The organism is Clostridium nitrophenolicum (assembly GCF_055391695.1).
In genome coordinates this window covers 4,865,588-4,891,063 of the sequence record NZ_AP042469.1, presented here as the reverse complement: position 1 = coordinate 4,891,063, position 25,476 = coordinate 4,865,588, and the positions used below count along the sequence as shown (strand labels likewise).

19 protein-coding genes are annotated in these 25,476 nt (G+C 30.4%); 18 read left to right on the top strand and 1 reads right to left on the bottom strand.

Translation table 11 applies throughout. The features are described from left to right. The first annotated feature begins 1 nt into the window (after position 1). On the top strand, positions 2–577 hold the full coding sequence (locus ACZ5N4_RS23165; protein WP_464204839.1) for an indolepyruvate oxidoreductase subunit beta: 576 nt from the start codon (positions 2–4) through the stop codon (positions 575–577). Positions 578–717: 140 nt separating this feature from the next. Here ACZ5N4_RS23165 and ACZ5N4_RS23160 read toward each other — a convergent pair whose 3' ends face one another. Continuing rightward, a complete protein-coding gene (locus tag ACZ5N4_RS23160; RefSeq protein ID WP_464204838.1) occupies positions 718–2,178 on the bottom strand; it encodes an aminotransferase class I/II-fold pyridoxal phosphate-dependent enzyme in 1,461 nt (486 codons plus the stop codon). A 235-nt stretch (positions 2,179–2,413) separates the two neighbouring features. Between ACZ5N4_RS23160 and ACZ5N4_RS23155 the strand changes: the two genes are divergently transcribed. The 17 genes from ACZ5N4_RS23155 to ACZ5N4_RS23075 all read left to right on the top strand — a co-directional run bounded on the left by ACZ5N4_RS23155 (position 2,414) and on the right by ACZ5N4_RS23075 (position 25,387). Continuing rightward, positions 2,414–2,986 carry a 50S ribosomal protein L25 gene (locus ACZ5N4_RS23155; RefSeq protein ID WP_464204837.1) on the top strand — a complete coding sequence of 191 codons (573 nt, stop codon included), beginning with the start codon at positions 2,414–2,416 and terminating at the stop codon, positions 2,984–2,986. A gap of 157 nt (positions 2,987–3,143) precedes the next feature. Further along, positions 3,144–4,877: a phospho-sugar mutase gene (locus tag ACZ5N4_RS23150; RefSeq protein WP_464204836.1), complete on the top strand. Its 1,734-nt coding sequence runs from the start codon at positions 3,144–3,146 to the stop codon at positions 4,875–4,877. A 76-nt stretch (positions 4,878–4,953) separates the two neighbouring features. After that, entirely contained in the window at positions 4,954–6,030 is a 1,077-nt protein-coding gene (locus ACZ5N4_RS23145; RefSeq protein ID WP_464204835.1) for a tetratricopeptide repeat protein, read from the top strand. A gap of 50 nt (positions 6,031–6,080) precedes the next feature. Further along, complete coding sequence (galU, locus tag ACZ5N4_RS23140) at positions 6,081–6,995, top strand: UTP--glucose-1-phosphate uridylyltransferase GalU (RefSeq protein ID WP_464204834.1); 915 nt, start codon at positions 6,081–6,083, stop codon at positions 6,993–6,995. 238 nt (positions 6,996–7,233) lie between these two features. Continuing rightward, positions 7,234–9,075, top strand: coding sequence for a polysaccharide biosynthesis protein (locus ACZ5N4_RS23135; protein ID WP_464204833.1), 1,842 nt, complete (start codon positions 7,234–7,236; stop codon positions 9,073–9,075). Positions 9,076–9,098: 23 nt separating this feature from the next. Then, positions 9,099–10,415, top strand: coding sequence for a nucleotide sugar dehydrogenase (locus tag ACZ5N4_RS23130; protein WP_464204832.1), 1,317 nt, complete (start codon positions 9,099–9,101; stop codon positions 10,413–10,415). Positions 10,416–10,470: 55 nt separating this feature from the next. Further along, entirely contained in the window at positions 10,471–11,574 is a 1,104-nt protein-coding gene (locus tag ACZ5N4_RS23125; RefSeq protein WP_464204831.1) for a Gfo/Idh/MocA family protein, read from the top strand. 22 nt (positions 11,575–11,596) lie between these two features. Further along, complete coding sequence (locus ACZ5N4_RS23120) at positions 11,597–12,343, top strand: DapH/DapD/GlmU-related protein (RefSeq protein ID WP_464204830.1); 747 nt, start codon at positions 11,597–11,599, stop codon at positions 12,341–12,343. 117 nt (positions 12,344–12,460) lie between these two features. After that, positions 12,461–13,555 (top strand): glycosyltransferase, encoded by a 1,095-nt coding sequence (locus tag ACZ5N4_RS23115; RefSeq protein ID WP_464204829.1) that lies wholly within the window; start codon positions 12,461–12,463, stop codon positions 13,553–13,555. Then, entirely contained in the window at positions 13,543–15,003 is a 1,461-nt protein-coding gene (locus ACZ5N4_RS23110) for an O-antigen ligase family protein (protein ID WP_464204828.1), read from the top strand. The genes ACZ5N4_RS23115 and ACZ5N4_RS23110 overlap by 13 nt, the downstream gene beginning before the upstream one ends. Continuing rightward, a complete protein-coding gene (gene murJ / locus ACZ5N4_RS23105) occupies positions 14,996–16,546 on the top strand; it encodes a murein biosynthesis integral membrane protein MurJ (RefSeq protein ID WP_464204827.1) in 1,551 nt (516 codons plus the stop codon). The genes ACZ5N4_RS23110 and murJ (ACZ5N4_RS23105) overlap by 8 nt, the downstream gene beginning before the upstream one ends. Before the next feature lie 147 nt (positions 16,547–16,693). Continuing rightward, positions 16,694–17,719 carry a glycosyltransferase family 2 protein gene (locus tag ACZ5N4_RS23100; protein ID WP_464204826.1) on the top strand — a complete coding sequence of 342 codons (1,026 nt, stop codon included), beginning with the start codon at positions 16,694–16,696 and terminating at the stop codon, positions 17,717–17,719. 392 nt (positions 17,720–18,111) lie between these two features. Beyond that, on the top strand, positions 18,112–19,152 hold the full coding sequence (locus ACZ5N4_RS23095) for an O-antigen ligase family protein (RefSeq protein WP_464204825.1): 1,041 nt from the start codon (positions 18,112–18,114) through the stop codon (positions 19,150–19,152). Between the two features lie 133 nt (positions 19,153–19,285). Continuing rightward, a complete protein-coding gene (locus ACZ5N4_RS23090) occupies positions 19,286–20,398 on the top strand; it encodes a glycosyltransferase family 4 protein (protein ID WP_464211035.1) in 1,113 nt (370 codons plus the stop codon). 14 nt (positions 20,399–20,412) lie between these two features. After that, positions 20,413–21,969 carry a murein biosynthesis integral membrane protein MurJ gene (murJ, locus tag ACZ5N4_RS23085; protein WP_464204824.1) on the top strand — a complete coding sequence of 519 codons (1,557 nt, stop codon included), beginning with the start codon at positions 20,413–20,415 and terminating at the stop codon, positions 21,967–21,969. A gap of 295 nt (positions 21,970–22,264) precedes the next feature. After that, positions 22,265–24,331, top strand: a complete 2,067-nt coding sequence (locus ACZ5N4_RS23080; RefSeq protein WP_464204823.1) for a cell wall-binding repeat-containing protein — start codon at positions 22,265–22,267, stop codon at positions 24,329–24,331. Between the two features lie 81 nt (positions 24,332–24,412). Next, positions 24,413–25,387, top strand: a complete 975-nt coding sequence (locus ACZ5N4_RS23075; RefSeq protein ID WP_464204822.1) for an acyltransferase — start codon at positions 24,413–24,415, stop codon at positions 25,385–25,387. Positions 25,388–25,476 lie beyond the last annotated feature (89 nt).

Genomic DNA, 25,476 nt, shown 5'->3' with positions numbered 1-25,476 from the left:
TATGTGTAATGTTAAAAGCATATTATTCGTAGGCGTAGGAGGGCAAGGAACTATACTTGCTTCAAAGGTTTTAACTGAAGGTTTATTAAAACATGGATATGATGTGAAAATGTCAGAGGTTCACGGAATGGCTCAAAGAGGAGGCAGCGTTAGTACTCAAGTTAGATTTGGGAAAAAGGTATATTCTCCACTTATAGAAAAAGGGGATGCTGATGTAATAGTATCATTCGAAAAAAGTGAAGCTGCGAGATGGCTTTCCTATTTAAAGAAAGATGGATATTTAGTAGTAAATAATTACGAAATACATCCAGTACCTGTTTTAATAGGACAGGAAGAATACCCTGAAAATGTTAATGAAAAACTAAAACAAACAGTTAAAAACACAATAGTAGTTAATGCAACTAAAATAGCTGAGGAACTTGGAAATATAAAAGCACAAAATGTAGTTTTACTTGGAGCACTGATTAAAGCGCTCAATTTAGAAGATATAGATTGGAATGGTGTTCTAGAAACAGCAGTTCCACCAAAAGCATTCGAGTTAAATAAGAAAGCTCTACAAAAAGGAATACAGATATAAACAGAGTTCTTGGCATCAGATGAGTTTTAGAATCTGTTATATCGAGGTGGTAGCTACCGAATAAAAAATGGGGAAGAATTTGTATGAAAACAAATTTTTCCCCATTTCTAAATGAGAGTATTCTCATCTTTAGTTCTTAATTACTTAACAATTTTAATAGATTCTACTTCAGGATCTTCTGTTCCTTGAACATATAAGCCTGTTTCTTTAAGTGTTTGAACATAATCAACTATTTCCTGAGTAATTTCTTCTCCAGGACAAAGTATAGGTATTCCAGGAGGATAAGCCATTAGAAACTCTCCACTTACCATGCCAACACTATTTTTTAGTAAAACAGGAGTTTTTACACTGTTAAATGCCTCTCTTGGTATTTTTACCTGCATTGGTATTGAAGGAACATCAATGAAGTCTGATTTTTTATTTCCTCTTCCATAGTATTCATCGCTTATTTCTCTTAAAGCTTTTAATAAAGTATCTATGCTGCTTTTAGTATCACCAAAGGATCCTACAGCTAATACGTTATATAGGTCGGAAAGTTCAACTTGTATATGATATTTATTTGATAATATCATATCTAAGTCATAACCAGTTATTCCTAGATCTCTACAAGTTATTGTTATTTTTGTAGGGTCAAGGGCAAATACTCCTTCATTACCTAGAATTTCTTTGCCGAAGCAATAAAAACCAGGTATATTATTTATTTGTTCTCTGGCATAATTACATAGCTCAATAGTGGCATTAAGAAGATCTTCGCCATGCAGGGCAATTTGTCTTCTTGCACAATCTAAAGAAGCCATCAATATATATGAAGGAGAGGTTGTTTGCAGCAAAGATAAAATTTGCTGAACTCTATTTATATCTATGCGTTCAGAACGAACCTGCAATAATGAACATTGAGTTAAGGCACCGATTATTTTATGAGTGCTTTGGGAACAAATATCAGCCCCAGCTTCCATTGCTGATATTGGCAATTTATCATTAAAACCAAGGTGTGGTCCATGAGCCTCATCAACAATTAGAGGAATATCATAGCTGTGAACTATATCAGCTATTTTTTTTATGTCTGCCGCTACTCCGTAATAAGTTGGATTTATGATTAATACTGCTTTTGCATCTGGATTTTCCTTTAATGTTTTTTCAACGGTTTCAGGGGTAACTCCATGAGCTATTCCTACATTTTTATCTAATGCAGGCTGCATATACACTGGTGTAGCACCGCTTAGTATTATTCCAGCGGTAACAGATTTATGAACATTTCTTGGAATAATTATTTTTTCACCAGCTTTAACTACAGACATAATCATAGCCTGTATTGCTCCAGAAGTACCATGTATTGAAAAGAACGCAGCATCAGAACCATATGCGTCAGCAGCTAATTGTTGAGCTTTCTTTATTGGACCCGTAGGGTGATGAAGACTGTCAACTAGCTTAAATACCGTAACATCAATTTTGAATGGGTTTTCCCCAATAAAATTTTTAAATTCTTCATCCATACCAATTCCCTTCTTATGACCAGGAACGTGGAAAGGAATGGTTTCTCTATCTACATACTCCATTAATGCGTCGAATAAAGGAGTTTCATTTTGATCTAACTTATACACCTTGATAAAGCACCTTCTTTCATAAAAATATGCCCTTTGAACTCAGATGTTTCAAGGGCTAGCCTGCATTTTCATTTAAGCCAATATAATTATATGTTAAATATATTGTAAATGCAACAATAAGAGTAAATTTTATAAAATAATATTTTTATTAATAGAACTAGTGAATAATATAGGCAAAGTTTGTAAATAATGATTAGTATGAAATTTATTATTTTGAGAGAGGATTTTTATTATGGAGAATTTGAAATTACATAAAAGACAAAAAAATACTTCCCATGAAGCTAAAAAGGTAAGAAGAACTGGAGTAATACCAGGAATATTATATGGAAGAAACATAAATAACATGATGTTTGAGATTAGTGAGTTAGAATTAAATAAAGAAGTTGCTAAAAATGGTGAACACGCTGTACTAAATGTAGAGTTAGAAGGTAAGTTACATAGAACATTGGTTAAGGAAGTACAAAGAGATCCAGTGCACCACAAAATAGTGCATATTGATCTTGAAGAATTATCTAAAAATGCAACTATACAGACCGAGATACCAATAGTATTTTCAGGTGAAGATTTAATAATGAAAAAAGGTGCAGCAGTACAAAAGGAAAAAAGCAATGTTAAAGTTGAGTGTAAGTCAGAAAATATTCCTAGATCCGTAAATGTAGACTTATCTAAATTAGAAATTGGAGACGTATACAGAATTATGGATTTAGAACTATCAGAGGATATAGCTTTTGTAGAAGACGCTAATAGTATAATAGCATCCATAACTTTAAATAAAAAACCGTCTGACATTTTGCCAGAGGATTAATATTAAAGAAACAGGTAACAATTCTAATATTGTATACCTGTTTTTTGTTTAAATTAATTAAAAATATATTAATAATTATATTATTAATGGTGTTTTTATAGTGTTTTTATAGTATAATAATAAATGTCAAATACTTACATAATGTGGGAGGTAGAAAATGTTATATAGAGACAAATATGAGTTATGGCTAAATTCAGGGTTTATGGATGAAGTTTCAAAGGAAGAATTAAAAAAGTTAAATGATGAAAAAGAAATAGAAGATAGGTTTTATAAAGATTTAGAGTTTGGAACAGGCGGACTAAGAGGAATTATAGGAATGGGAAGCAATAGAATGAATATATATACAGTTGGAAAAGCTACCCAAGGTTTAGCGGAATACTTACTAAATAAATATAAAGAAGATATATCAGTAAGTATAGCCTATGATTCTAGAATTATGTCCAAAGAGTTTGCAGAGGCTGCAGCATTAAATCTTTGTGCAAATGGAATAAAGGTATATTTGTTTGAATCATTGAGACCAACTCCTATGCTTTCATATACAGTTAGACATTTAAAAAGCAAAGCAGGTATTGTAATAACTGCATCTCATAATCCAAAACAATATAATGGTTATAAGGTGTACGGTGAAGATGGTGGACAGGTTACAGATCAATCAGCAAAAGAAATTCTTTCCTTTACACAAAGTATTGATGATTTTTCAGAAATTAAAACTATGGATTACAGCGAAGCGAAAGAAAAAGGTTTATTAAATATAATTGGTGAAGAAGTTGACAAAAGTTATATAGAAAGAGTAAAAGATTTAACCATAAGAAAAGAATTCGTAAATAAACATGCAGAAGAATTAAAGATAATATACACCCCTATTCATGGAACAGGGAATATACCTATAAGAAGAGTACTGAAGGAACTTGGCTATAAAAATGTTTTTATAGTAAAAGAGCAGGAAAAACCGGATGGAAACTTTCCTACAGCTGCATACCCAAATCCTGAAGACCCAAGAGTATTTAATATAGCACTGGATATGGCTAAAGAAATTCAGCCGGATATAATATTTGGAACTGATCCAGATTGTGATAGAATTGGAGTAGTAGTTAAAGATAACAGTGGAAAGTATCAAGTGCTTTCAGGAAATCAAATGGGAGCTCTTTTAACTCACTACATACTATCCTCATTAAAAGAAATGAATAAACTTCCAGAAAACGGCGCAGTAATAAAGACAATTGTTACTACAGAAATGGCAGCGAATATAGCTAAAGAATATGGTGTAGAACTTATTGACGTGTTAACTGGATTTAAGTATATAGGAGAAAAAATTAAAGAGTTTGAAGAGAAGCAAGATAAAAAATATATTTTTGGATTTGAAGAAAGCTATGGATATCTTGCAGGAGATTTCGTAAGAGATAAGGATGCAGTTATTACTGCAGAACTTATATGTGAAATGGCTCTTTACTATAAGAGTAGAGGTATGAACTTGTATGAGGCTCTTATGAACCTTTACGAAAAGTATGGTTACTATAAAGAAAAATTAATTTCAATTGAGTTGAAAGGAAAAGAGGGACAGGAGAAAATAGAAAATTCCATTCAATACTTAAGGCATTCTATGAGTCACAGCCTTGGAAACAATAGAATAATAAGAAAAATGGATTATAAGCTAAGTATAGAGAAAGATTTAGTAAATATAACAGAGAATAGAATAGATTTGCCTAAGTCTAATGTGCTTAAGTTTATATTAGAAGATAGTTCATGGTTTGTTATAAGACCTTCAGGTACAGAACCGAAGATGAAGATTTACTTGTCTGTAATAGGAACTGATTTACATGATTCAGAAGAAAAAATGGAAGAATTCGAGAAAATGGTTTGCGAAATTATAGATAAGTCTTGCAATTGTTAGTATATTGGTTTTAAATAAAGCTTATGGTAATAAGGTACATTCAAATAAATAATATATAAAGTAGGTGTTAGAGTTTATGGATGTAAAATCATATTTTGCAAGTAAACTTAGCAAAGTGTTGTTTTTAGAAATAAAAAAAGAAAATATAAAAAAACTCTTTAACGTAGAAATTAATGAAGACATATATTTTCCTGTTAAAGCTTCTAATATAGTAGATAAAGTTAAAGCTGAAGCCAATCTAGAACAAATACCAATGAGCTTTTTTGTCGAGGGGATGACTTATGTATTAGGTGCAGATGAAAGTTTCAGATTTAACGGATATTATGAAAAGTTGATATGTAGTATTAAGGATAGTAATAATTTTATAAAAAGTGAAATAGCTCAATGTGTAAAGAATGAATATTATGAAGAAGCATATATTTTGCTAAAGGGTTTATTAAGAATTGAGGATACAATAGAGATTTATGATAAGCTAATTACAATTGGAGATAACCTTAGAAATTCTGATAAAATGTATAAAAGTGAAGAATTAGAAGTTATAGAAAAGGCAAAGAATAAGGAAAATTATGCGCTTCCTTATTTTTATGAGGCTTTGATAAGAAGAGAAGAGGGGGATTATGATAAAGCTCTTTTCTGTATTAATAATTACATCTCTAGAGGTGGTAAAGAAACTTTAGAGATTACAGAATTTAAACATGAATTAAAATCCATAATAGATTTTGAAAAAGGCAAAGAGATGGTGTATGATGCGCCAAAGGAAGCTTTAAAATTTTTGATTCCACTAATTGAAGAATTTGGAGATAATGCTACTCTGCATTATTATATAGCAATAGCATATAGAATTTTGGAAAACTATGAAAAGGCAATATACTACTTGAATGATGCTATGAGTATTGACAGTAATATAATAGAAGTAGTAAATGAGTTAGGAATAAATCATGCCTCATTAGGTGATTACGAAGCCGCTATAGCATATTTCAGAAAGGCTTTTGAAGTAACAAAATCTGTAGAAATATGTACCAATATTATAATGTGTTACTTAAATGCTGGTGATATTAAAAATGCTAAACTTCATTTAGATATTGCTAAAAAATTGGATCCTAAAGATGAAATAGTTGTTGAACTAGAAGGAATAATAAACAATTCTCAATAGGATTAATATATAGGTTCAATTTAATTTTAGTAGTAAAGGGGAATATTAAGATGAAAGTTAAAAAGGCCATAATACCAGCAGCAGGTTTAGGTACAAGGTTTTTACCAGCTACTAAAGCTCAGCCTAAGGAAATGCTTCCTATAGTTGATAAACCTACAATTCAATATATCATTGAAGAAGCGGTAGCATCAGGAATAGAGCAGATATTAATAATAACTGGAAGAAACAAAAGAGCTATAGAAGATCATTTTGATAAATCTGTTGAGCTTGAAAATGAATTGGAGGCTCACGGAAAAGATCAGTTGCTAAATTTAGTTAAGGATATATCTAATATGGCTGATATTTATTACATAAGACAAAAGGAACCTAAGGGATTAGGTCACGCAATAAATTGTGCAAAGACTTTTGTTGGTAATGAACCCTTTGCAGTTATGCTTGGTGACGATGTTGTTGATAGTGAAATTCCATGCTTAAAGCAGCTTATAGATTGTTATAACGAGTATAAAACCTCAATTATAGGAGTGCAAGAAGTTCCAGAAGAAGAAGTATATAAATATGGTATAGTTAAAGGAATGTATATAGAAGATAGGGTATACAAGGTGAAGGATTTAGTGGAGAAACCTAAAGTAAAAGAGGCACCATCCAACATTGGGATACTCGGAAGATATATAATAACGCCAACTATATTTGATATATTAGAAAATACTATTCCGGGAAAAGGTGGAGAGATTCAACTTACTGATGCACTTAGAACATTAATAACAAGCGAAGCAATGTATGCATATAACTTTATAGGAAGAAGATATGATGTTGGTGATAAATTAGGTTTCCTTCAGGCAACAGTTGAGTATGCTTTAAAAAGAGAAGAATTAAAGAAGCCATTTATGGAATATCTTTTATCTTTAGAAAAGCAAGAATTATTTAAAGAAGTATGTGATGAGATTGCGTCTAATAAAGAAGTTTAAAATAAAAAGAGTTGTAGAACACAACTCTTTTTATTTTGGGAGTATTTCTAAAAATTTAGCTTAACTATGGTAATTAAGAGAGAAATTAACACACCCATTATTAAGGTATTAACACAATATATACAATATGTGTACCTTTTATTGATAAAAATATATTGAATAATTTTTTCTATGAGGTAAAATAGATAAAGAGAGTTTTTGTCTGAAATTATACAATAATAGTTGAGGAAGTGTTAACATGCAGAAAGATAAAACCCTTATAGGTTATGATATAGTTTTTCTTATAGCATCCTTATATTTTGCTTTATTATTGAGATTTGATTTTAAGGTACCACAGGAATATTGGTTATTTTTAAAATTATCTATTGTACCAGTAGTAGTTATAACATTACTATGTAACAAATTTTTTAATCTTTATAATAGTATATGGAAATATGCATCTATTGAGGAGTTAATTTCCATTGTGTATTCGGTGTCGTTAGCTAATGTAATTTTTATACTATATAGTTATCTCGTAAATTATAGATTCTTAGAAAATAGATATTACAGATTTCCTTTTCCAGTGCATATTATTTTCTGGATTTTATCTGTCGTAGCTTTAGGTGGAACGAGGTTTACCTATAGGTTGATAGAGGACAACAAAGATAATATGGCTCTAAAAAAGCAAAAAACAAAACTTCTTATAATTGGAGCTGGAGATGCATCTGCATTATATATAAAGGAGATAAAAAGACATCAGGATTTAAACTATGATATAGTAGGTCTTATTGATGATGATCCTTCAAAAAGAGGAAGGTTGATTAATGGAATAAAAGTCCTAGGTGGAAGGAATAGAATAATTGATATTTGTAATAAAAAGAATGTAGAAGAAATAATACTAGCTATTCCATCAGCAGATTTACAAACTAAAAGGGATATTGTTAATATATGCAAAAATACCGATTGTAAATTAAAAACTATACCTGGACTATATGAAATAATTGATGGAAAAGTAAATATAACTAAATTAAGAGATGTCAACATAGAAGATTTACTTGGAAGGGAAGAAGTTAAACTTAATAGTGAAAATATAAACAAATATATAAAAGATAAGGCAATTCTTGTAACAGGTGGAGGAGGATCCATAGGTTCAGAATTATGTAGACAAATAGCTAGGTTTAATCCAAAGAAATTATTGATATTAGATATTTATGAAAATAATGTATATGATGTGCAGATGGAATTAAACCATAACCACCCAGATATTGACAAAGAAGTCATTATTGCATCTATAAGAGATGAAAAGCGTTTAAGAGATATATTTGAGAAATATAGACCAGATGTGGTATTTCATGCAGCAGCACACAAACATGTGCCTTTAATGGAGGCAAACCCTGCAGAAGCTATAAAGAATAATGTAATTGGTACCTATAATGTTTTAAAATGCAGTCATGATTTTAAAGTTAAGAAATTTGTGCAAATAAGCACGGACAAAGCTGTTAATCCTACGAATATAATGGGAGCGACAAAGAGATTCTGTGAAATTATGGTTCAGGCTTTTGATAAGATAAGCAGTACAGAATATGTAGCAGTTAGATTTGGAAATGTTTTAGGTAGTAATGGTTCTGTTATTCCATTGTTTAAAAAGCAAATAGCACATGGGGGACCAGTTACTGTAACTCATCCAGAGATAAACAGATTTTTTATGACTATACCTGAAGCAGCACAATTAGTTATTCAAGCAGGAGCTATAGCTGATGGAGGAGAGATATTTGTACTTGATATGGGTGAACCAGTTAAGATAGTAGATTTAGCTAGAGACCTAATAACTCTTTCAGGATATAAGCCAGATGTAGATATAAAAATAGAATACACAGGGCTTAGGCCAGGAGAAAAACTGTATGAAGAGCTTCTTATGGATGAAATAGCATTAACATCTACAGAGCATAACAAAATCTTTGTTGAAAAACCTAATGGAATAGATATAAATTATGTTGAAAAATCTATAGAAGAGTTTAGAAATGTTACTAAAATGAGCAAAGAAGAAATATTTGAGCTTGTAGAAAAAAAGGTCCCAACATATATAAGAAAAAGATCTTAACAGGAAATACAGGAGGGAAAAAAATGTCACAGTTAAAAGATGAATTAATGTTAAAATTAGAAAACAAAACAGCCAAACTTGGTGTAGTTGGACTAGGTTATGTAGGACTTCCACTTGCTGTTGAAAAGGCTAAAGCAGGATATGAAGTTATAGGTTTTGACGTACAAGAGCAAAAGGTGCAAATGGTTAACGAAGGTCTTAACTATATAGGAGACGTAGTAAACGAGGATTTGCAGGAATTAGTTAAAATAGGTAAATTAAGAGCAACAACTGATTTTAGTTTCGTAAAAGATGTAGACACAGTATGTATATGTGTTCCAACTCCACTTGATAAATATAAGCAGCCAGATATTTCATATGTTGTAAATTCAACTAGAAGTGTAGCGAAATATTTACAAAGAGGAATGCTTATAGTACTTGAAAGTACAACTTACCCAGGAACAACAGAAGAAGTTTTAAAGCCAATTCTTGAAGAAAGTGGTTTAAAGTGCGGAAAAGACTTTTTCTTAGCATTTTCACCAGAGAGAGTTGATCCAGGCAACAAAGAGTTTAAAACTAAAAATACTCCTAAGGTAGTTGGTGGTTGCACTCCAGAATGTACTGAAGTTGCTGCTACTTTATATGAAAATGTTCTTGAAGGAGAGATATTTAGAGTATCATCACCAGCAGTAGCTGAAATGGAAAAGATACTTGAAAATACTTTTAGAAATATAAATATAGGTTTAGCAAATGAAATGGCTATACTTTGTAAAAGAATGGGTATAGATGTTTGGGAAGTTATAGAAGCTGCAAAAACTAAGCCATACGGATTTATGGCATTTTACCCAGGTCCAGGACTTGGAGGACATTGTATACCACTAGATCCGTTCTATTTAGCATGGAAAGCAAGAGAATATGATTATCATACAAAACTTATAGAAACTTCAGGAGAAATTAATGACTTTATGCCAGAGTTTGTAGTAGACACTGCTATGAAGCTTTTAAATGGAGATAAAAAAGCAATGAATGGAGCAAAAGTGCTTCTTCTAGGAGTTGCGTACAAGAAGGATATTGATGATCCAAGGGAATCACCTACTTTAAAGGTTATGGAACATTTAGAGAAGAATGGTGCTGAGCTATTAATAGATGACCCATATATACCAGAATTCAAGCACAATGGCAAAAAGTATTATACTGTAGACTGGAAAGAAGTAATTGATGATTCAGATATAGTTATAATAACTACAGATCACAGCTGCTATGAATATAAAGAGATTGTATCAAGAGCTAAGATAGTATATGACACAAGAAATGCTACAAAGGATGTTGAAAATAACAGAGAAAAAATTCATAAGCTATAAATAAGATAAGCCCAATGGGCTTATCTTATTAAATGAAATTAAGGGGTGCTTTATTATGAAAAAATTAAGATTTGCTATCGTAGGATGTGGAAGAATTTCATACAAGCATGTAGAAGCGTTAATTGATAACAAGGAAGAGGCAGTATTGGTATCTACTTGTGATACAGTTAAAGAAAAAGCAGAAGAGAAAAAAGAAGAGTATATTACTAAATTGGGACAAATTGCAGAAGTAGCTGTCTATACAGATTATAAGGAAATGCTTGAAAAAGAAGAAATAGACGTAGTGGCTATAGCAACTGAAAGTGGATATCACCCAGAAATAGCTATATACTGTATGAATAAAAAGAAACATATTGTGGTTGAAAAACCTATGGCCTTATCAATAGAAGATGCGGATAAAATGATAAAATGTGCAAAAGATAACAACGTAAAATTATGTGTAAGCCACCAAAATAGATTTAATAAACCAATTCAACAGTTAAGAGAAGCTATTGAAGGAAATAGATTCGGTAGACTAATCAATGGTACTGCAAGAATACTTTGGAATAGAAATATGGGTTACTATGAGCAAGCACCATGGAGAGGAACATGGGAACTTGATGGTGGTACTTTAATGAATCAATGCATACATAATATAGATTTGTTACAATGGATGATGGGTGGAGAAATAGATACCGTTTACGCTCAATGTGATACATTCTTAAGAGACATAGAAGCAGAAGACTTTGGTGCTATAGTTATAAGATTCAAAAATGGATCTATAGGAATAGTAGAGGGAAGTGCTTGTGTATATCCAAAAAATTTAGAAGAAACTCTAAGCATATTTGGTGAAACTGGAACCGTATGTATTGGCGGACTTGCAGTTAATAAGATGGAAACATGGAGATTTGCAGATAATAGAGATGATGAACAAGCGATATTAAAAGCACAGGAAGGAGATCCTGATACAGTTTATGGATTTGGGCATACTCCTTTATTTAAAGATATGATAGACGCTGTAAATAATGATAAAGAACCGCTTATAAATGGAGAAGAAGGTAAAAAAGGTATGTCAATAATTCTTGCAGCGTATAAGTCAAGGCTTACAGGAATGCCGGTAAAATTCCCTATGGAAAACTTCTCAACTATGGATATGGTTGGAGTAAAAAAGATTCACTAGTAAAAATAGGAATGGAGAATTAATGATGAGTAATTATGTATCTGAAAAAGCTACCATAGGTAATAATGTAAGCTTAGGAAGATTTGTGGTTATAGAAGATGAAGTAGTTATAGGAGATAACTGTATAATAGGACATAATGTTGTTATACATAAAGGAACAAAGATAAGTAGTAATGTTAGAATCGATGATAACACAGTTGTTGGAAAACAACCGATGAGATCTGTAAATAGTATTTTTAAAGATGAAAAAGAATTACCGCCAGCAATAATATCTGAAGGTTGTTTAGTTGGAGCAGGTGTAATAATTTATTGTGGATGTGAAATTGGAGAAAGAACTCTAGTTGCTGACCTTGCTACTATAAGAGAAAATGTAACTGTAGGAAGTAAAACTATTATAGGAAGAGGAGTAGCTGTAGAAAATTTCTGTAAGGTAGGTTCAAACTGTAAACTAGAAACTAATGTATATTTAACTGCTTACTCAGAAGTTGAAGACAACGTGTTTATTGCACCAGGAGTTGTAACATCTAATGATAACTTTGCCGCACGCTCAAAGGAAAGATATAAACACTTTAAGGGCGTTACAGTTAAAAAAGGTGGAAGAATAGGAGCTCAAGCAACTATTTTACCAGGAAAAATAATAAATGAAGATGGTTTTGTAGCTGCAGGAAGTGTAGTAACAAGAGATGTGGAGAAAGAAACTATAGTTGCTGGAAGCCCTGCAAAAGAGCTTAGAAGAGTTCCAGAAGACCAGTTACTAAAGAATCAATAATTATCTAGTTTGTTTTTTATAATTGGGTTTAGTATATTATTAAGTTGACAGTGGGTAATTGACGTTATAAAAGCGGTCAGTTGCCAACTGTCAAATATTTTAAGGAGTTGTAACTTGATGGCTAAAATATGTTTTTTAGCAGATGCTGATAGTATTCATACAAGGAAATGGGTAGATTATTTCTCAAGTTTAAATAATGAAATATACCTAATATCTATGAGAGGCACTAGCTATAACTATAAGGATAATGTTAAATTAATTGTTGTAAAACCACCATTTAAGAGTAAATTATCCTATTTCTTTATAATAAAATACATAAAAAAGTTAATAACTGAAATAAAGCCTGATATATTACACAGCCATTATGCTACTAGCTACGGATTATATGGAAAAATAAGTAAGTATCACCCTTTTATAATCTCTGTATGGGGGAGTGACGTTTACCAATTTCCAAAATCAAATAACTTAAATGCTAAACTTTTAAGTTTTATTTTAAAAGGTGCAGATGCAGTTTGCTCTACAAGTGTGGACATGGCTTGTGAAACAAAAAAATATTATGATAAAGATGATATAACTATTACTCCTTTTGGTGTGGATATTGAGAGGTTTAATATTAAAACTCCTGTCCTAAATAATGAATATATTACTATCGGAGTAATTAAAAATTTACGCAAAATATATGGAATAGAATATTTGGTAAAAGCCTTTAGTGACCTAATAAAAGAAACTAAAAAAGATATAAGGCTGATGATAGTTGGAGACGGACCAGAGAGAGAAAATCTTGAAAAACTTTGTGATGATCTAAAAATAAAATCTAAAGTTATCTTTACAGGTAATATAGACAACAGCAAGATTCCTGATTATATTAATATGATGGATATAGTTTGTCTTCCTTCTTTAAGCGAAAGCTTTGGAGTAGCTGCAGTTGAAGCTTGTGCTTGTGGAAGGCCAGTGGTATCTACCAATGTTGGAGGATTAAAAGAAATAGTTATAGACGACTATAATGGATATACCGTTGATCCTAAAAACAGTGATTTAATTAAAGAAAAATTGCAGATAATAACTGAAGATGAAGATAGAATTAAAAAGTTTTCGATTAATGCTAGAAAACTAGCAGAAGAAAAATATAATTGGATTGAAAACGCAGGGACAATGAAGGATTTATATGAGAAAATTATTTCAAATAGGAGGACCAATGGATGTATGGACTAAGCAAGAAAAGCACTATTTATGTATTTGTGGCTTTTATTTTTCTTTTAGTTTTTTCAATAATTAATAAGAATTTTATAATAAATGGCCTTTTCTTACTAAGTATTGTTGCAGCTTGCAGCATTACAAAATCAGATAGCTTATATGAGAATGTATACTATACACTTTTAATTTCAAGTATTTTTGAGTATGCATCCTATTTTCCAAGGCATGAAAAGTTATATTATTTTCATGTAATGCTAGTTTTATGTGGTATAGTTTCACTTTTCAATGCATTTATGAATAAGCATGAACTAAGAAAAATAAATAAAAAGGCTGTGTATTTTTACATACTTTGGTTTGCATATATATGTTTAAGCTTTATTTGGTCAAAAAATAAAGACTTAAATATGAAATATATAGTAATATATGCAATGATGTTTGCATTTGTTTTTATTGTTATCATGTTTAATACTTCAAAGGAGAGATTTTATAATTCTTTGAAAGTTGTTGGATTTGTATTTTTACTTACAGTTGTAATAGGTATGGCAGAAGCTGTAACAGGAACTCTGTTACCTGTAAAGCATTATTTTGATAGCATTATGGATAAACTTACACTAAAAGAACTTATAGTTTTAAGAAGCAGACCAGTTGTATTCTTTTTTAATGCAAATAACTATGCTACATTTCTAGGTATGGGAATTCCTTTTTTAATGTACTTATTCTATTACGCTAGAACTACAGCAAGTAAATTGTTTTATGGAATAGCTACACTGCTTACATTTACAGCTTTAGTGCTTACAAATTCAAGGTCAAATATTTTAGCTGTATGTTTAATAATGATAGTTTATACTTTAATTATTCTTAAAGAAGGAAACTTAAAGGCTTTAGTATATCCTTTAATTATTGCTGTAGCATTTACAGGCATATATAAATATAGTTATATGATGGTTAAGCATGGAGCTGAATATGAACAAAAGATGATAGAGAAAATGAGTAAAATAGGGGAGATGACCAAGATTAGTAAAGCTGATATTGGTGAAGAAGGATCTGAAAACGTAAGAGCAACTATATTATATGATGTTGTTGTTGAAGGTGTTATAAAAGATAAAAGAGTACTTGGATTCGGAGCTGGTAATACTATTCAACATCTAATGGATATGAACAATACTCATGGAATATATAGTCCTCATGGACTTGCAACTGAAATATTAGGAGACTTTGGATTATTTATAATAGTATATGGTGTATTTTATTTATATCTATTATACAATTTATTAATAATTGGTTTAAAACGGGATGGTCTTAATAAGTTTATTGCCTATTCTCTGTTTACATCTTTAGTGGGATTCACTATAGGAAGTTTTTCACCAAGTTCAGTTACATATTTTTTACCTAACTACTTATTGTTTGGATTAAGTATTTCATTCATCCAAATAAACAGAACAAAGGGTAAGATGCTATATGAGTAATAAAGGTAAGTTAGCGACTACAGCAGGATTAATTGTAATCTGTACTTTTATAAGTAAATTTCTAGGCCTTTTGAGAGACAGCATAACTGCTGCTAAATATAATACAGGTGACTTAGATGCCTTTTTTCAGGCATCTAATGTTCCTATGGTATTATTTATAATGATAGGAGCAGCAATAACTACTACATTAATTCCTCTTTATAATGAAAAATTAAAAGAAGGAAAAAAAGAGGCAATAGATTTTATATGTAATGTTTTAAATGTATTTATAATTGTTACTGTTGTAATATCAATTATATGTATAATTTTTAGTAAGCCTATAGTTGGATTGCTCAATCCAGGGTTCACTGGAGCAAAATTAGAGTTTACTCAAAGGCTTACTAATATATTGATACCAACTTTAATTTTTAATGCTGTAATATATATTTTTAATGCGGTACTACAATCAGAAGGAAATTTTACTATTCCATCATTGGTAGCACTGCCCCTAAATGTAATCATTATAGGGTATTTAATATTATTTGGAAGTAAACATGGCATAGTAGGTTTAACAATAGTAACATTTATTGCTACTTTTGCTCAGATAATTCCTCAAATTTTTGCCATGAAAAAAGTTGGTTTTAAATATAGCTTTAAAGTAAATTTTAAAGATCCTATGATAATAAAAATGTGTATAATGCTTGTACCTGTAATACTGGGAACTGGAGTACAACAGATTAATACATTTATTGAAAGAGCCCAAGCTACACATTTTGGAGAGGGAAGTGTTACATACTTAAATTATGCATATAGAGTATTTGCTCTTTTCGTAGATATTTTTGTAGTAACTCTATCCACGATTATTTATCCCAAGATGGCAAAACAAATGGCTAGAAATGAAATAGGAGAAATGAAAAGGACATTAAGTGAGTCCTTGGGAATGTTAATTTTAATGATACTTCCTATGTCTTTTATCGTTATGGCTCAAAGTAGGCCGATAGTTTATATTTTATTTCAAAGAGGTGCTTTTAAAGAAGAAGCTACAATACAAACAGCTTTACTTTTAACCTTTTATTCTATAGGGCTTTTAGCTTTTGGTATGAGAGATTTTGTGTGCAAGGCTTATTATACCTTAAAAGATACTAAGACACCTATGATTAATAGTGCTATAGCAATGGTAGTTAATATAGTACTAATTTTTATTTTTAAAAAGACTATAGGTCTTAGAGGATTAGCTTTAGCTAATGCTACATCTATGTATGTAGCCTGTGGACTTTTAATTTATACTTTAAGGAAAAAGATTGGAAGTATAAATGGAAAACAGGTTATTACTACAGCAGTAAAAACAATAGCTGCATCCATACCTATGGTAATAACTATAAAAGTTTTAAACAGCGTTCTTTCACTAAGTTATAATTCTATGATTTCAGTGTTAGTTAAGATTACAGTTTCTTCATTAGCAGGAATATTAGTATTTATAATAGTGGCAATAATAATAGACATAGAAGAATTAAAAAGTATAAAGGAATTAGTACTCAGAAAATTTATTAAGAAAAGCAAATAGTTTTTCTTAAGCAGGCATCCAAAATCTGTGATTTTGAGATGATCGCTTAAGCAGAGAACTCAAATCTCTGATTTGAAGTGAATCGCTTACTCAGCGAGCACTCATTCGACGATAGGAGAAGGAGTTTCATTTTTATGATTTAGGTAGGTGAATATAGTGGAAACTGTTTCAATAATTATTCCATGTAGAAACGAAGAAAAGTATATAGGAAAATGTCTAGATACTTTTATAAACCAAACGTATCCTAAAGACTGCTTTGAAGTTTTTGTTTGTGATGGAATGTCTACAGATAATACTAGAGATATAGTTAGGGAATACGAGAAAAAACACAGCAATATAAAGATTGTTGATAATCCAGGTTTATCTGCACCTAAAGGAATGAATGAAGGAATTAGAAAAAGTAAAGCTGATATTGTTATAATATTTGGAGCTCATGCTTATGCAGATAAGGATTTTATAAAATACAATGTAGAGGCATTAAGAAATAAAGAAGTAGGTTGTGCCGGTGGACCAATAGAGACAATAAGTGAAGATGACAAGGGAACTGCTATAGCTTATGCTATGAGCTCACCCTTTGGAGTTGGAAATGCTCTTTTTAGATATGCGCAGGAAGAAACATATGTAGATACTGTAGCATTCGGTGCTTATAGGAAAGAAGTTTTAGAGAAGATAGGATATTTTGATGAAGAATTAGTAAGAAATCAGGATGATGAACTTAATTATAGAGTTGTTAAAAGCGGATACAAAGTACTACTAACTCCAAAAGTAAAATCATCCTATTATAGTAGATCATCACTTAAAAAGTTATGGAAACAATATTACCAATATGGCTTCTGGAAGGTTAGGGTAATGCAAAAGCACGGGAAACCAGCATCCTTACGACATTTAATTCCTATGTTGTTTGTAGCAACTAACGCTTTAGGAGCAGCATTAGGTTTATTTTTTAAACCTATACTTTATTTATGGTTTTTGGAGTTAGGTTTATATTTAATTTGTGATATAGGAGCTTCTATTAAGGTTTCTAAAGGAAACCCTAAATTATTAAAATATATACCTTTAATATTTCCAATATTGCACCTAAGTTATGGTATTGGATTTATGGAGGGATTAGTTAGCTTTTATTTATTAAAATCTAATAAAGCTATAGAAAAGAACACTAAAATGTCAAGATAGTGTTAAGGAGATGGAGTTTCATAAGCAGGCATCCAAAATCTGTGATTTTGAGATGATCGCTTAAGCAGAGAACTCAAATCTATGATTTGAAGTGAATCGCTTACTCAGCGAGTACTCATTCGACGATAGGAGAAGGGGCTTCATAATTAATATATTAATAAAGTAGGTGGGAGAAATTGCAGATAGCTAATTACATATTATATTTAATGATATGCTTATATATTATAGCTAATCCACTGATAATTACTGATAAAGCACATGCACATAGGAGCGATATAATATTATTTTCAATCTTTTTAGTTTATTTTTTACAATTACTTTTTATTAAGGAAAAGAGAACAAATTTTATTATAGGTATAAAAGACTTTTTTACTGATTACCTTAATTTGTTTATGGCAGGATTATTGATAATAATGAGTATATCGGTGACCTATTCAACAGAGAAAGGTTTAGCGGTGTCAGAAACCTTTAGATTTGCAACATATGTATTATTATTTTTCATAATAAAATATGAGTTTAATAAGAGCAAGTATATAAAAGGTTTTATTAATAGCTATATAGTTTGTGTTACTATAATGAGTTTATTTGGAATATATCAGTATTTTACTGGATTTGAATTAGCAAAAGGGTTTAATGAAACAGCTGGTTTTTTAGGAAGACCTAGAGTGACAGTTTCATTGGACAACTCAAATAATTTTGGTGCTTTTTTAATATTAGCTATTTTTCCAGTAATAATGCTTATGCTATATGAAAAAAGTATTAAAAAGAAAATATTTTTGGGTATACTATCATTTTCTTTATTAATAAATATAATTTTTTCATATTCGCGAAATGCTATGGCAGGACTAGTAATTGGGCTAGTAGTTCTTGCAATAGTATATAGCTGGAGGCTTTTACTACCTATTGGTGGTATAGCGGCCTTAGTATTTTTAATTCCTCAAATAGGAGGAAGGCTTAGGGAAATAGGAAGCAGCTCTGAAAACTTTACTCGATTAAAGCTTTGGAAAACTGCTTGGTATATGATAAAAGATCATCCTTTGCTAGGAGTAGGTAATGGCAATTTTGTAAGCTTATATGATAGCTATGTAGAAAAGTATCCTGAGCTTTATGCTTATTATGAATATAAAAGATTTCCTTGCCACAATTCATATTTAAAGATTCAAAGTGAACTTGGAATAGTGGGAAGTATATTTTTTATTGGGATTTTAGTATCTTCTTTAATAAAAATAAAGAATATAATAATGTTTGCTGAGGATAAGCTTTATAGATATTTTTATACAGGTTTCTTGGCTTCAGTGGTAGCATTTTTATTTATGAACTTTTCAGACAACCTATTCTTCGTGCCTAAAACTACAACTTTCTTCTGGCTGCTATTAGCAATAGGAGAGAGTATTATGATGGAAAAAAAGAAAATAGGAAAATACAATTTTTAGTTTATAAAATAAAAATATTGAGATGCAAAATTTTTATCAGAGGACAATTGACAGAGTACAGAGGACAATGATGGTGAGTTTTTTTCCTTCACTGTCCTCTGTCAATTGTCAATTGTCCTCTAAATAAATGGAGGTGTGTAAAATTAAAGTTCTTCAAATTATATCTGGGAATGATAATGGTGGTGGTGGAAATCACGTTTTAAATTTAGCTTATTATTCAAAAGATAAGTTTCATTGTGTTATAGGTGCAATAGGAACGGGGCCTCTTTATGATAAGGCAAAAGAAAAGGGTATAGATATAGTCCAATTTCAAAACAAGTCCTTTTATAATGGAGAAGTTTTGGATTATGTAAAGAAAAACAATATAGATATAATAAATTTTCATGGAGCTAAAGCGTTCTTTTTATACTATTTATTAAGAAATAAATTAGATATACCTTCTGCTGCCACAGTACATAGTGATTATAAAAAGGATTTTTTGAATAGTAAGTTTAAGCATATATTTTTTACACCTCTAAGTATAAAGGGAATTAAGAGTTTTAGATATCATATATGTGTATCTAAATATATTAAGGGATTATTAGAGAATGATAGGTTTGAAAGTGAAAAGTTTTTAGTTAACAATGGAATAGATTATAAAGGCATAGAGGTTACTGAAAGTAAAAATGAAGTAAGAGAAAGATATGATATAGATGATAGGGATTTTGTATATGTGAACGTAGCAAGAATGCATCCTATTAAAAATCATCTAAGTCTTATAGAGGCCTTTAATAAATTAAAAAAAGAAAAGGAAGACGTAAAACTTATCTTAGTAGGCGATGGTGAACTAGAAGAAAAATTAAAGGAAAGAGTTAAAGCGTTAGGGTTAAAAGAATATATAATTTTCACAGGATTTAAGGAAAACGTAGTGAACTTTATAAATGCATCAGATATCAGCATTTTGACATCCTTTAGTGAAGGTGGTTCGCCGCCATTAGTAATATTAGAGAGTGCATTAGTAAAAAAAACGTCAATATGTTCAATGGTAGGAGATATTGAAGAAACTATTAATGAAGAAAGAGGGTTTCTTATAAATCCTAACTCTGTTGAGGACATATATGTAAAAATGAGGGAAGCTTATAATAGAAGAGAAGAATTAGACGCTATGGGACAGAATTTATATGAATTTGTACAAAAGAAGTATTCTATGGAAAGCTTTTGTAGAGAGTACTATAATGCTTATATAAAAATGCTTTCAGAAAAATAGGTGGAGTGAAGATAATGTCAGAAAAAAAGCTAATAAAAAGTTCAGTTATAGTAATGGTACTTATAATACTTGGCAAAGTATTAGCACTAGTAAGAGATGCACTCATCGCAGCTAAATTTGGAGCAACCTATATCACAGACATATATAATTTTGCATTAGGAATGGTATATCTACTTACCACTATAAGCTACGGATTGACAACAACCTTTATACCACTTTATACAGAGCATTTACAGAAAAGTACGAAAAAGATTAGAGATAAGTTTGTAAACAATGTTATTAATGTGTCATCTATAGTTACAATACTGTTATCCGTAATTTTAATTATATTTGCCAAATACATAATATATATTTTTGCACATGGTTTCTGGAGCGACCCAAAGGTGCTTTCAATTTCCGTGGAAATAACTAGAATAATGATTATATCGCTTATATTCATAAGTCTTCAAAGTGTTATTACAGGAGTACTTCAGGCACATAAAGAATTTTATGAACCAGCAGCTATGGCGGCTATTTCAAACATAGTTTATATAGTGTATTTAATATTTTTAACAAGCAAGTATGGAATAAAGGGTTTTGCAGTAGCTACAGTAATAGGATTTTTTATGCAGTTTGTTATAAATATTCCTAAGTATATAAAGTTAGGATATAGATACGAAGGCATTGTAAATTTTAAAGATAAAGAAATACATCATATGTTTAAATTAATGCTGCCTATTATTATAAGTACTTCAGTAGTGCAATTAAATGTTTTTGTAAACAGGTCTTTTGCAACTAATATATTCTTTGGTGCAGTTACTGTCTTAGATTATGCTAATAAGATAAATACGTTGGCTTATGAGGTATTTGCGATAGGAATAGCCATGATTGTATATCCAACCTTATCAGAATTAGCTGCTAAGGAGAATAAGGCTGAATACAAGAAAGCTCTGGGAAGAGCCATAAATATTATAATGCTTATAATGGTTCCGGCAGCAGTAGCTATAGCTGTGCTAAGAGAGCCACTTATTACAGTAATTTTTAAAAGAGGTGCCTTTAATGATGAGGCTGCCAAGTTAACAGCAAGTGCACTGTTGTTTTACTGTCCTGCTATGATTGCTTATGGTATTAGAGACATTTTAAACAAAGCATTTTATTCAATAAAGGATACGAAGACACCTATGATAAATAGCTTTGTAGGTATAGCTATAAATATAGGTATAAATATATTTATTATTAAGTATATGAAAGTATCAGGACTTACTCTAGCAACAACAATATCAGCTATCATAACAACTATATTGATGGCGTGGAATTTAAATAAAAAGTTGGAAGGTATAGAGTTAAGAAAATTGACAAATAGTTTTTTCAAAATATTAGCCTCCTCAGCTATTATGGGAGGAATCATATTTATTATTAATAAGGTTAGTATGTATAAATTTGGATCAGAAATGAAAGGTAGCTTAATATCTTTAATAGTTTCCTTTGTAATAGGAATGTTGGTATACTTTTTATCTGTATATTTGTTTAAGGTGGAAGAATATAATCAGATAATAGACGGGTTAAAGAAAAGAAAAGCGGTTAAAAAATAGCTATCTTATAGGTGGCAGCTTAAAGATGAGAAATATCTTTAGGCTGCCACTTGTAAATTAAATTATTAAATTATAGTTAACTTTGAAAGAACAATGAAGGGCGATGATGAAAACCATGTATATTTATGGTATAATAAGCTTTGATTGCTTGGACATGAAAAATATAGCAGTTGAGTTATATAAGATTTAGTAAGCTTCAGGTACTATAGCACCTGAAGCTTAGAAATCTTTTGTCTTAAATTTATATTTTTCTTTAGAATTACTTATAATATATTAGGTGAGGGGGAGTTATACTATGCAAAAGATAAATGTTAAAAATATGGTTAACTATAAAATATTTTTGTTAGCCTTTTTTATTATCTTAAGTTTTCAATTTTTTGTGGAAAATAGATATGAAAAAGTATATGCTAGTAGTGGAAAAACTTATTATGTTTCTCCAAAAGGTAATGACAATGATGATGGTAGTTTGGAAAGACCTTATCAAACAATTCAAAAAGGATTGAATGAGCTAAAACCAGGAGATACTCTTGAAATAAGGGGAGGAGTCTACCATGAGACTACAGATGTCTACAATAAAAATGGTTCTACAGATGCCTGGTTTACTGTAAAAAACTATAAAGATGAAGAAGTTACTATGACTGGTGATTATAAAGTTAACTGGGGAGGGAAAATAGCACCGGATGCTATAACTTTAAATAACAGTTCTTACTGGAAAATACAAGGTATAAAGATGACACAGTATACTGGAGCAGGTGTTTATATAACAAATAATAGCAGATTTATAGATATGTCTGACTTAGTAATTTGGGATTTAGATTATCCTATCTATAGACCTTATGGAACTTCTGGTATAGATGGAGAGAGTTCAAGTTTCTGTTCAGTTAAAAATTGCAAGATATATAATATAGGTTTAAAAGTAGATAGACCTAAAGACCATGGAATCTATATAGGTTACGGGGCATATAATTGGACTTTTGAAAATAATGATATTCACGATACTGCCGGTGCAGCAATTCAGCTCTATGGAAGCCCAAATGGTGGAAGTAATTGTACAATAATAAATAATCGATTATATAATAATCATGCTTATGGAGTAGCCATTGGATCAAATGCAACTAACAACACTATTAATAATAATGTGTTTTATGGAAACAATTGGTGCGATGTGTACATGCTAGAGGAATCAACTAATAACTGGTTTAAAAATAACTTGTTTTTAACAGGGTATAGCAACTATAATGTTCAATTAACAGATGCAACTTCTGTAGATAATTCTTTTGATTTCAATACTTATTATAAGAATAATGGATATGTAGTTAATAGATACGACCAAATTTTGAATTATAATGAATGGAAGCTTTATTCACAAGAACATTCAGGAAAGTACTTAAATGAACCAGACGAAGTTCAGCAGAGTATTAAAGATTGGCAGCCATTGAAGTCAAAGCAATATACAACTAGGAGATTAAGTGGAGCGGATAGATTTGAGACAGCAAAGAGAATTGCTGAGGAATTTAACAGCTCAATGGTGGATAACATAATAATTACTTCAGGATATAATTTTACTAATGCTCTAAGCGGCAGTGTGCTTGCTAAAAAAATAAATGCTCCAATACTGTTATCAGGAATAAGTGATTCTGAGAATTCAAGTACACTACAATATGTACAGAATCATTTAAATAAGAATGGAAAAATATACATACTGGGTAATGAAGGTAATATAAATGAAAGCATAATCATAAGCCTGAAAAGTCTTGGATATAGTAATATAAAGATTCTTCAGGATGGAGAAAAGTATGGAAGTATAAAAGCTATAAATGATGAAATTAATGCAAGTAATGGAACACCTGTAGTTATTGCATCAGGCAACTTTTTTGCTGATGGACTCAGTATATCAGCGGTAGCAGCAGCTAAAGGATATCCTATAGTTCTGTCAGACACCGATGCTTTGCCAGCTGAATCCGAAGAAACTATCAAGAAGATAAAACCATCGAAAATTTATATAATTGGTGGAACTAGTGTAATATCTGATAATGTAAAAGAAAACGTAAAAAAATTATCTGGAGTTTCTGATGAAAATATTGTTAGAATATGGGGAGAAGATAGATATAGTACATCTATAAATATTGCTAAGAGCTTTGAGCTAAATAATAAAATAGCTACTTTTGCATCAGGTGTAGATTTCCCAGATGCATTATCTGGAAGTGTATTAGCTGCAAAGCTAAATGCTCCTTTGATACTTATTAGTGACAATAATAATCAGCAAAAGAAATTTCTAGATTTAGGCGAGTATTCTGATCAAATCATATTTGGAGGTACTGCTTCTGTAAGTGAGCAGACACAGAACAACTTAGCTAGATAGGTTTAATAATTATAAATTTCCTGCTTCTTTTCATAAGTATAGAGAGGAGGGCGAAAAATTAATAATAAACGTGTTTTACAAATGGATGTTATAAGAGCATTTGCTATTATTGCAGTAGTTTTAATACATGTTTCCGGAATCATGATGACTGGGAATAATATTAGTTATCGTACATATAATGCATCTATGGTAATTAATCAAATCGCGAGATTTTCTGTGCCCGCTTTTATATTAATTTCGGGCATAGGACTTACTTTAAGCTATAAGAAAGAGCAGGGATATTTTAAATTTCTTGGACGTAGATTTAATAAAATTATCCCTAGCTATATTTTATGGTGCTTGATATATATATACTTTACAAATAAAAATTTTGAAATTAATAATGTTGTAAATAGTTTAATTTATGGAAAAGCATTTTATCACTTTTATTATATTCCTTTAATAGTTCAGTTTTACCTTGTTTATCCTCTCATTTATAAATTTGTAGAAACAAAGCGAGGGCTTTTAGTAAGTTTCGTTATTACATTTGGGATAATCATATTTACACGTTACTATATAATATCAGATGAACTCAAGTGGTTTTTTGATAAAAAAAACTTATTAGATTGGATTTTTTATTTTTCATTTGGTGCCTTCATAGGAAAGAACCTAGAAAAGTTTTTAATGTTGACCAAAAAATATAAGTTTTTAATTTTGATTTTATTTTTGGCATCAACATGTATAATGTTATATGATGCTGCATCCAGTATTAGAATTGGAAAAGATCTTGAGTATGCAGTTACATTTATGAGACCTACTGTGGTGTTATATTCTATATTTCTTATATTCTTTATATTTAGTATAGAATGGAAAGAAAATATTTTTATGAAGATAATAAGCTATATTTCAAAAAATTCTTATGCCATATATTTATCTCATGCATTAATATTATTCTATTTCATGAGATATTATATAGGATTGTCCTTATCAGTAGGGAGTGCAGAATTTGGAGTTAAAGCCTTTATTGTAACTCTTACTGGATCCATATTAGTAAATGAGTCAAAGAGGTTCTTATAAAATTTACATAAATATTATCTGTAATTCATATAAAGACCTTGTAAACTTACTTTATATTTGGTATATTGTATACTTGTAGATATATTTAT

Excerpts from the sequence above, each read along its gene's own strand:
- ACZ5N4_RS23165 (WP_464204839.1), top strand. The coding sequence starts at position 2 with ATGTGTAATGTTAAAAGCATATTATTCGTAGGCGTAGGAGGGCAAGGA.
- ACZ5N4_RS23155 (WP_464204837.1), top strand. The coding sequence starts at position 2,414 with ATGGAGAATTTGAAATTACATAAAAGACAAAAAAATACTTCCCATGAA.
- ACZ5N4_RS23150 (WP_464204836.1), top strand. The coding sequence starts at position 3,144 with ATGTTATATAGAGACAAATATGAGTTATGGCTAAATTCAGGGTTTATG.
- ACZ5N4_RS23145 (WP_464204835.1), top strand. The coding sequence starts at position 4,954 with ATGGATGTAAAATCATATTTTGCAAGTAAACTTAGCAAAGTGTTGTTT.
- galU (WP_464204834.1), top strand. The coding sequence starts at position 6,081 with ATGAAAGTTAAAAAGGCCATAATACCAGCAGCAGGTTTAGGTACAAGG.
- ACZ5N4_RS23135 (WP_464204833.1), top strand. The coding sequence starts at position 7,234 with ATGCAGAAAGATAAAACCCTTATAGGTTATGATATAGTTTTTCTTATA.
- ACZ5N4_RS23130 (WP_464204832.1), top strand. The coding sequence starts at position 9,099 with ATGTCACAGTTAAAAGATGAATTAATGTTAAAATTAGAAAACAAAACA.
- ACZ5N4_RS23125 (WP_464204831.1), top strand. The coding sequence starts at position 10,471 with ATGAAAAAATTAAGATTTGCTATCGTAGGATGTGGAAGAATTTCATAC.
- ACZ5N4_RS23120 (WP_464204830.1), top strand. The coding sequence starts at position 11,597 with ATGATGAGTAATTATGTATCTGAAAAAGCTACCATAGGTAATAATGTA.
- ACZ5N4_RS23115 (WP_464204829.1), top strand. The coding sequence starts at position 12,461 with ATGGCTAAAATATGTTTTTTAGCAGATGCTGATAGTATTCATACAAGG.
- ACZ5N4_RS23110 (WP_464204828.1), top strand. The coding sequence starts at position 13,543 with ATGTATGGACTAAGCAAGAAAAGCACTATTTATGTATTTGTGGCTTTT.
- murJ (WP_464204827.1), top strand. The coding sequence starts at position 14,996 with ATGAGTAATAAAGGTAAGTTAGCGACTACAGCAGGATTAATTGTAATC.
- ACZ5N4_RS23095 (WP_464204825.1), top strand. The coding sequence starts at position 18,112 with ATGGCAGGATTATTGATAATAATGAGTATATCGGTGACCTATTCAACA.
- murJ (WP_464204824.1), top strand. The coding sequence starts at position 20,413 with ATGTCAGAAAAAAAGCTAATAAAAAGTTCAGTTATAGTAATGGTACTT.
- ACZ5N4_RS23080 (WP_464204823.1), top strand. The coding sequence starts at position 22,265 with ATGCAAAAGATAAATGTTAAAAATATGGTTAACTATAAAATATTTTTG.
- ACZ5N4_RS23075 (WP_464204822.1), top strand. The coding sequence starts at position 24,413 with ATGGATGTTATAAGAGCATTTGCTATTATTGCAGTAGTTTTAATACAT.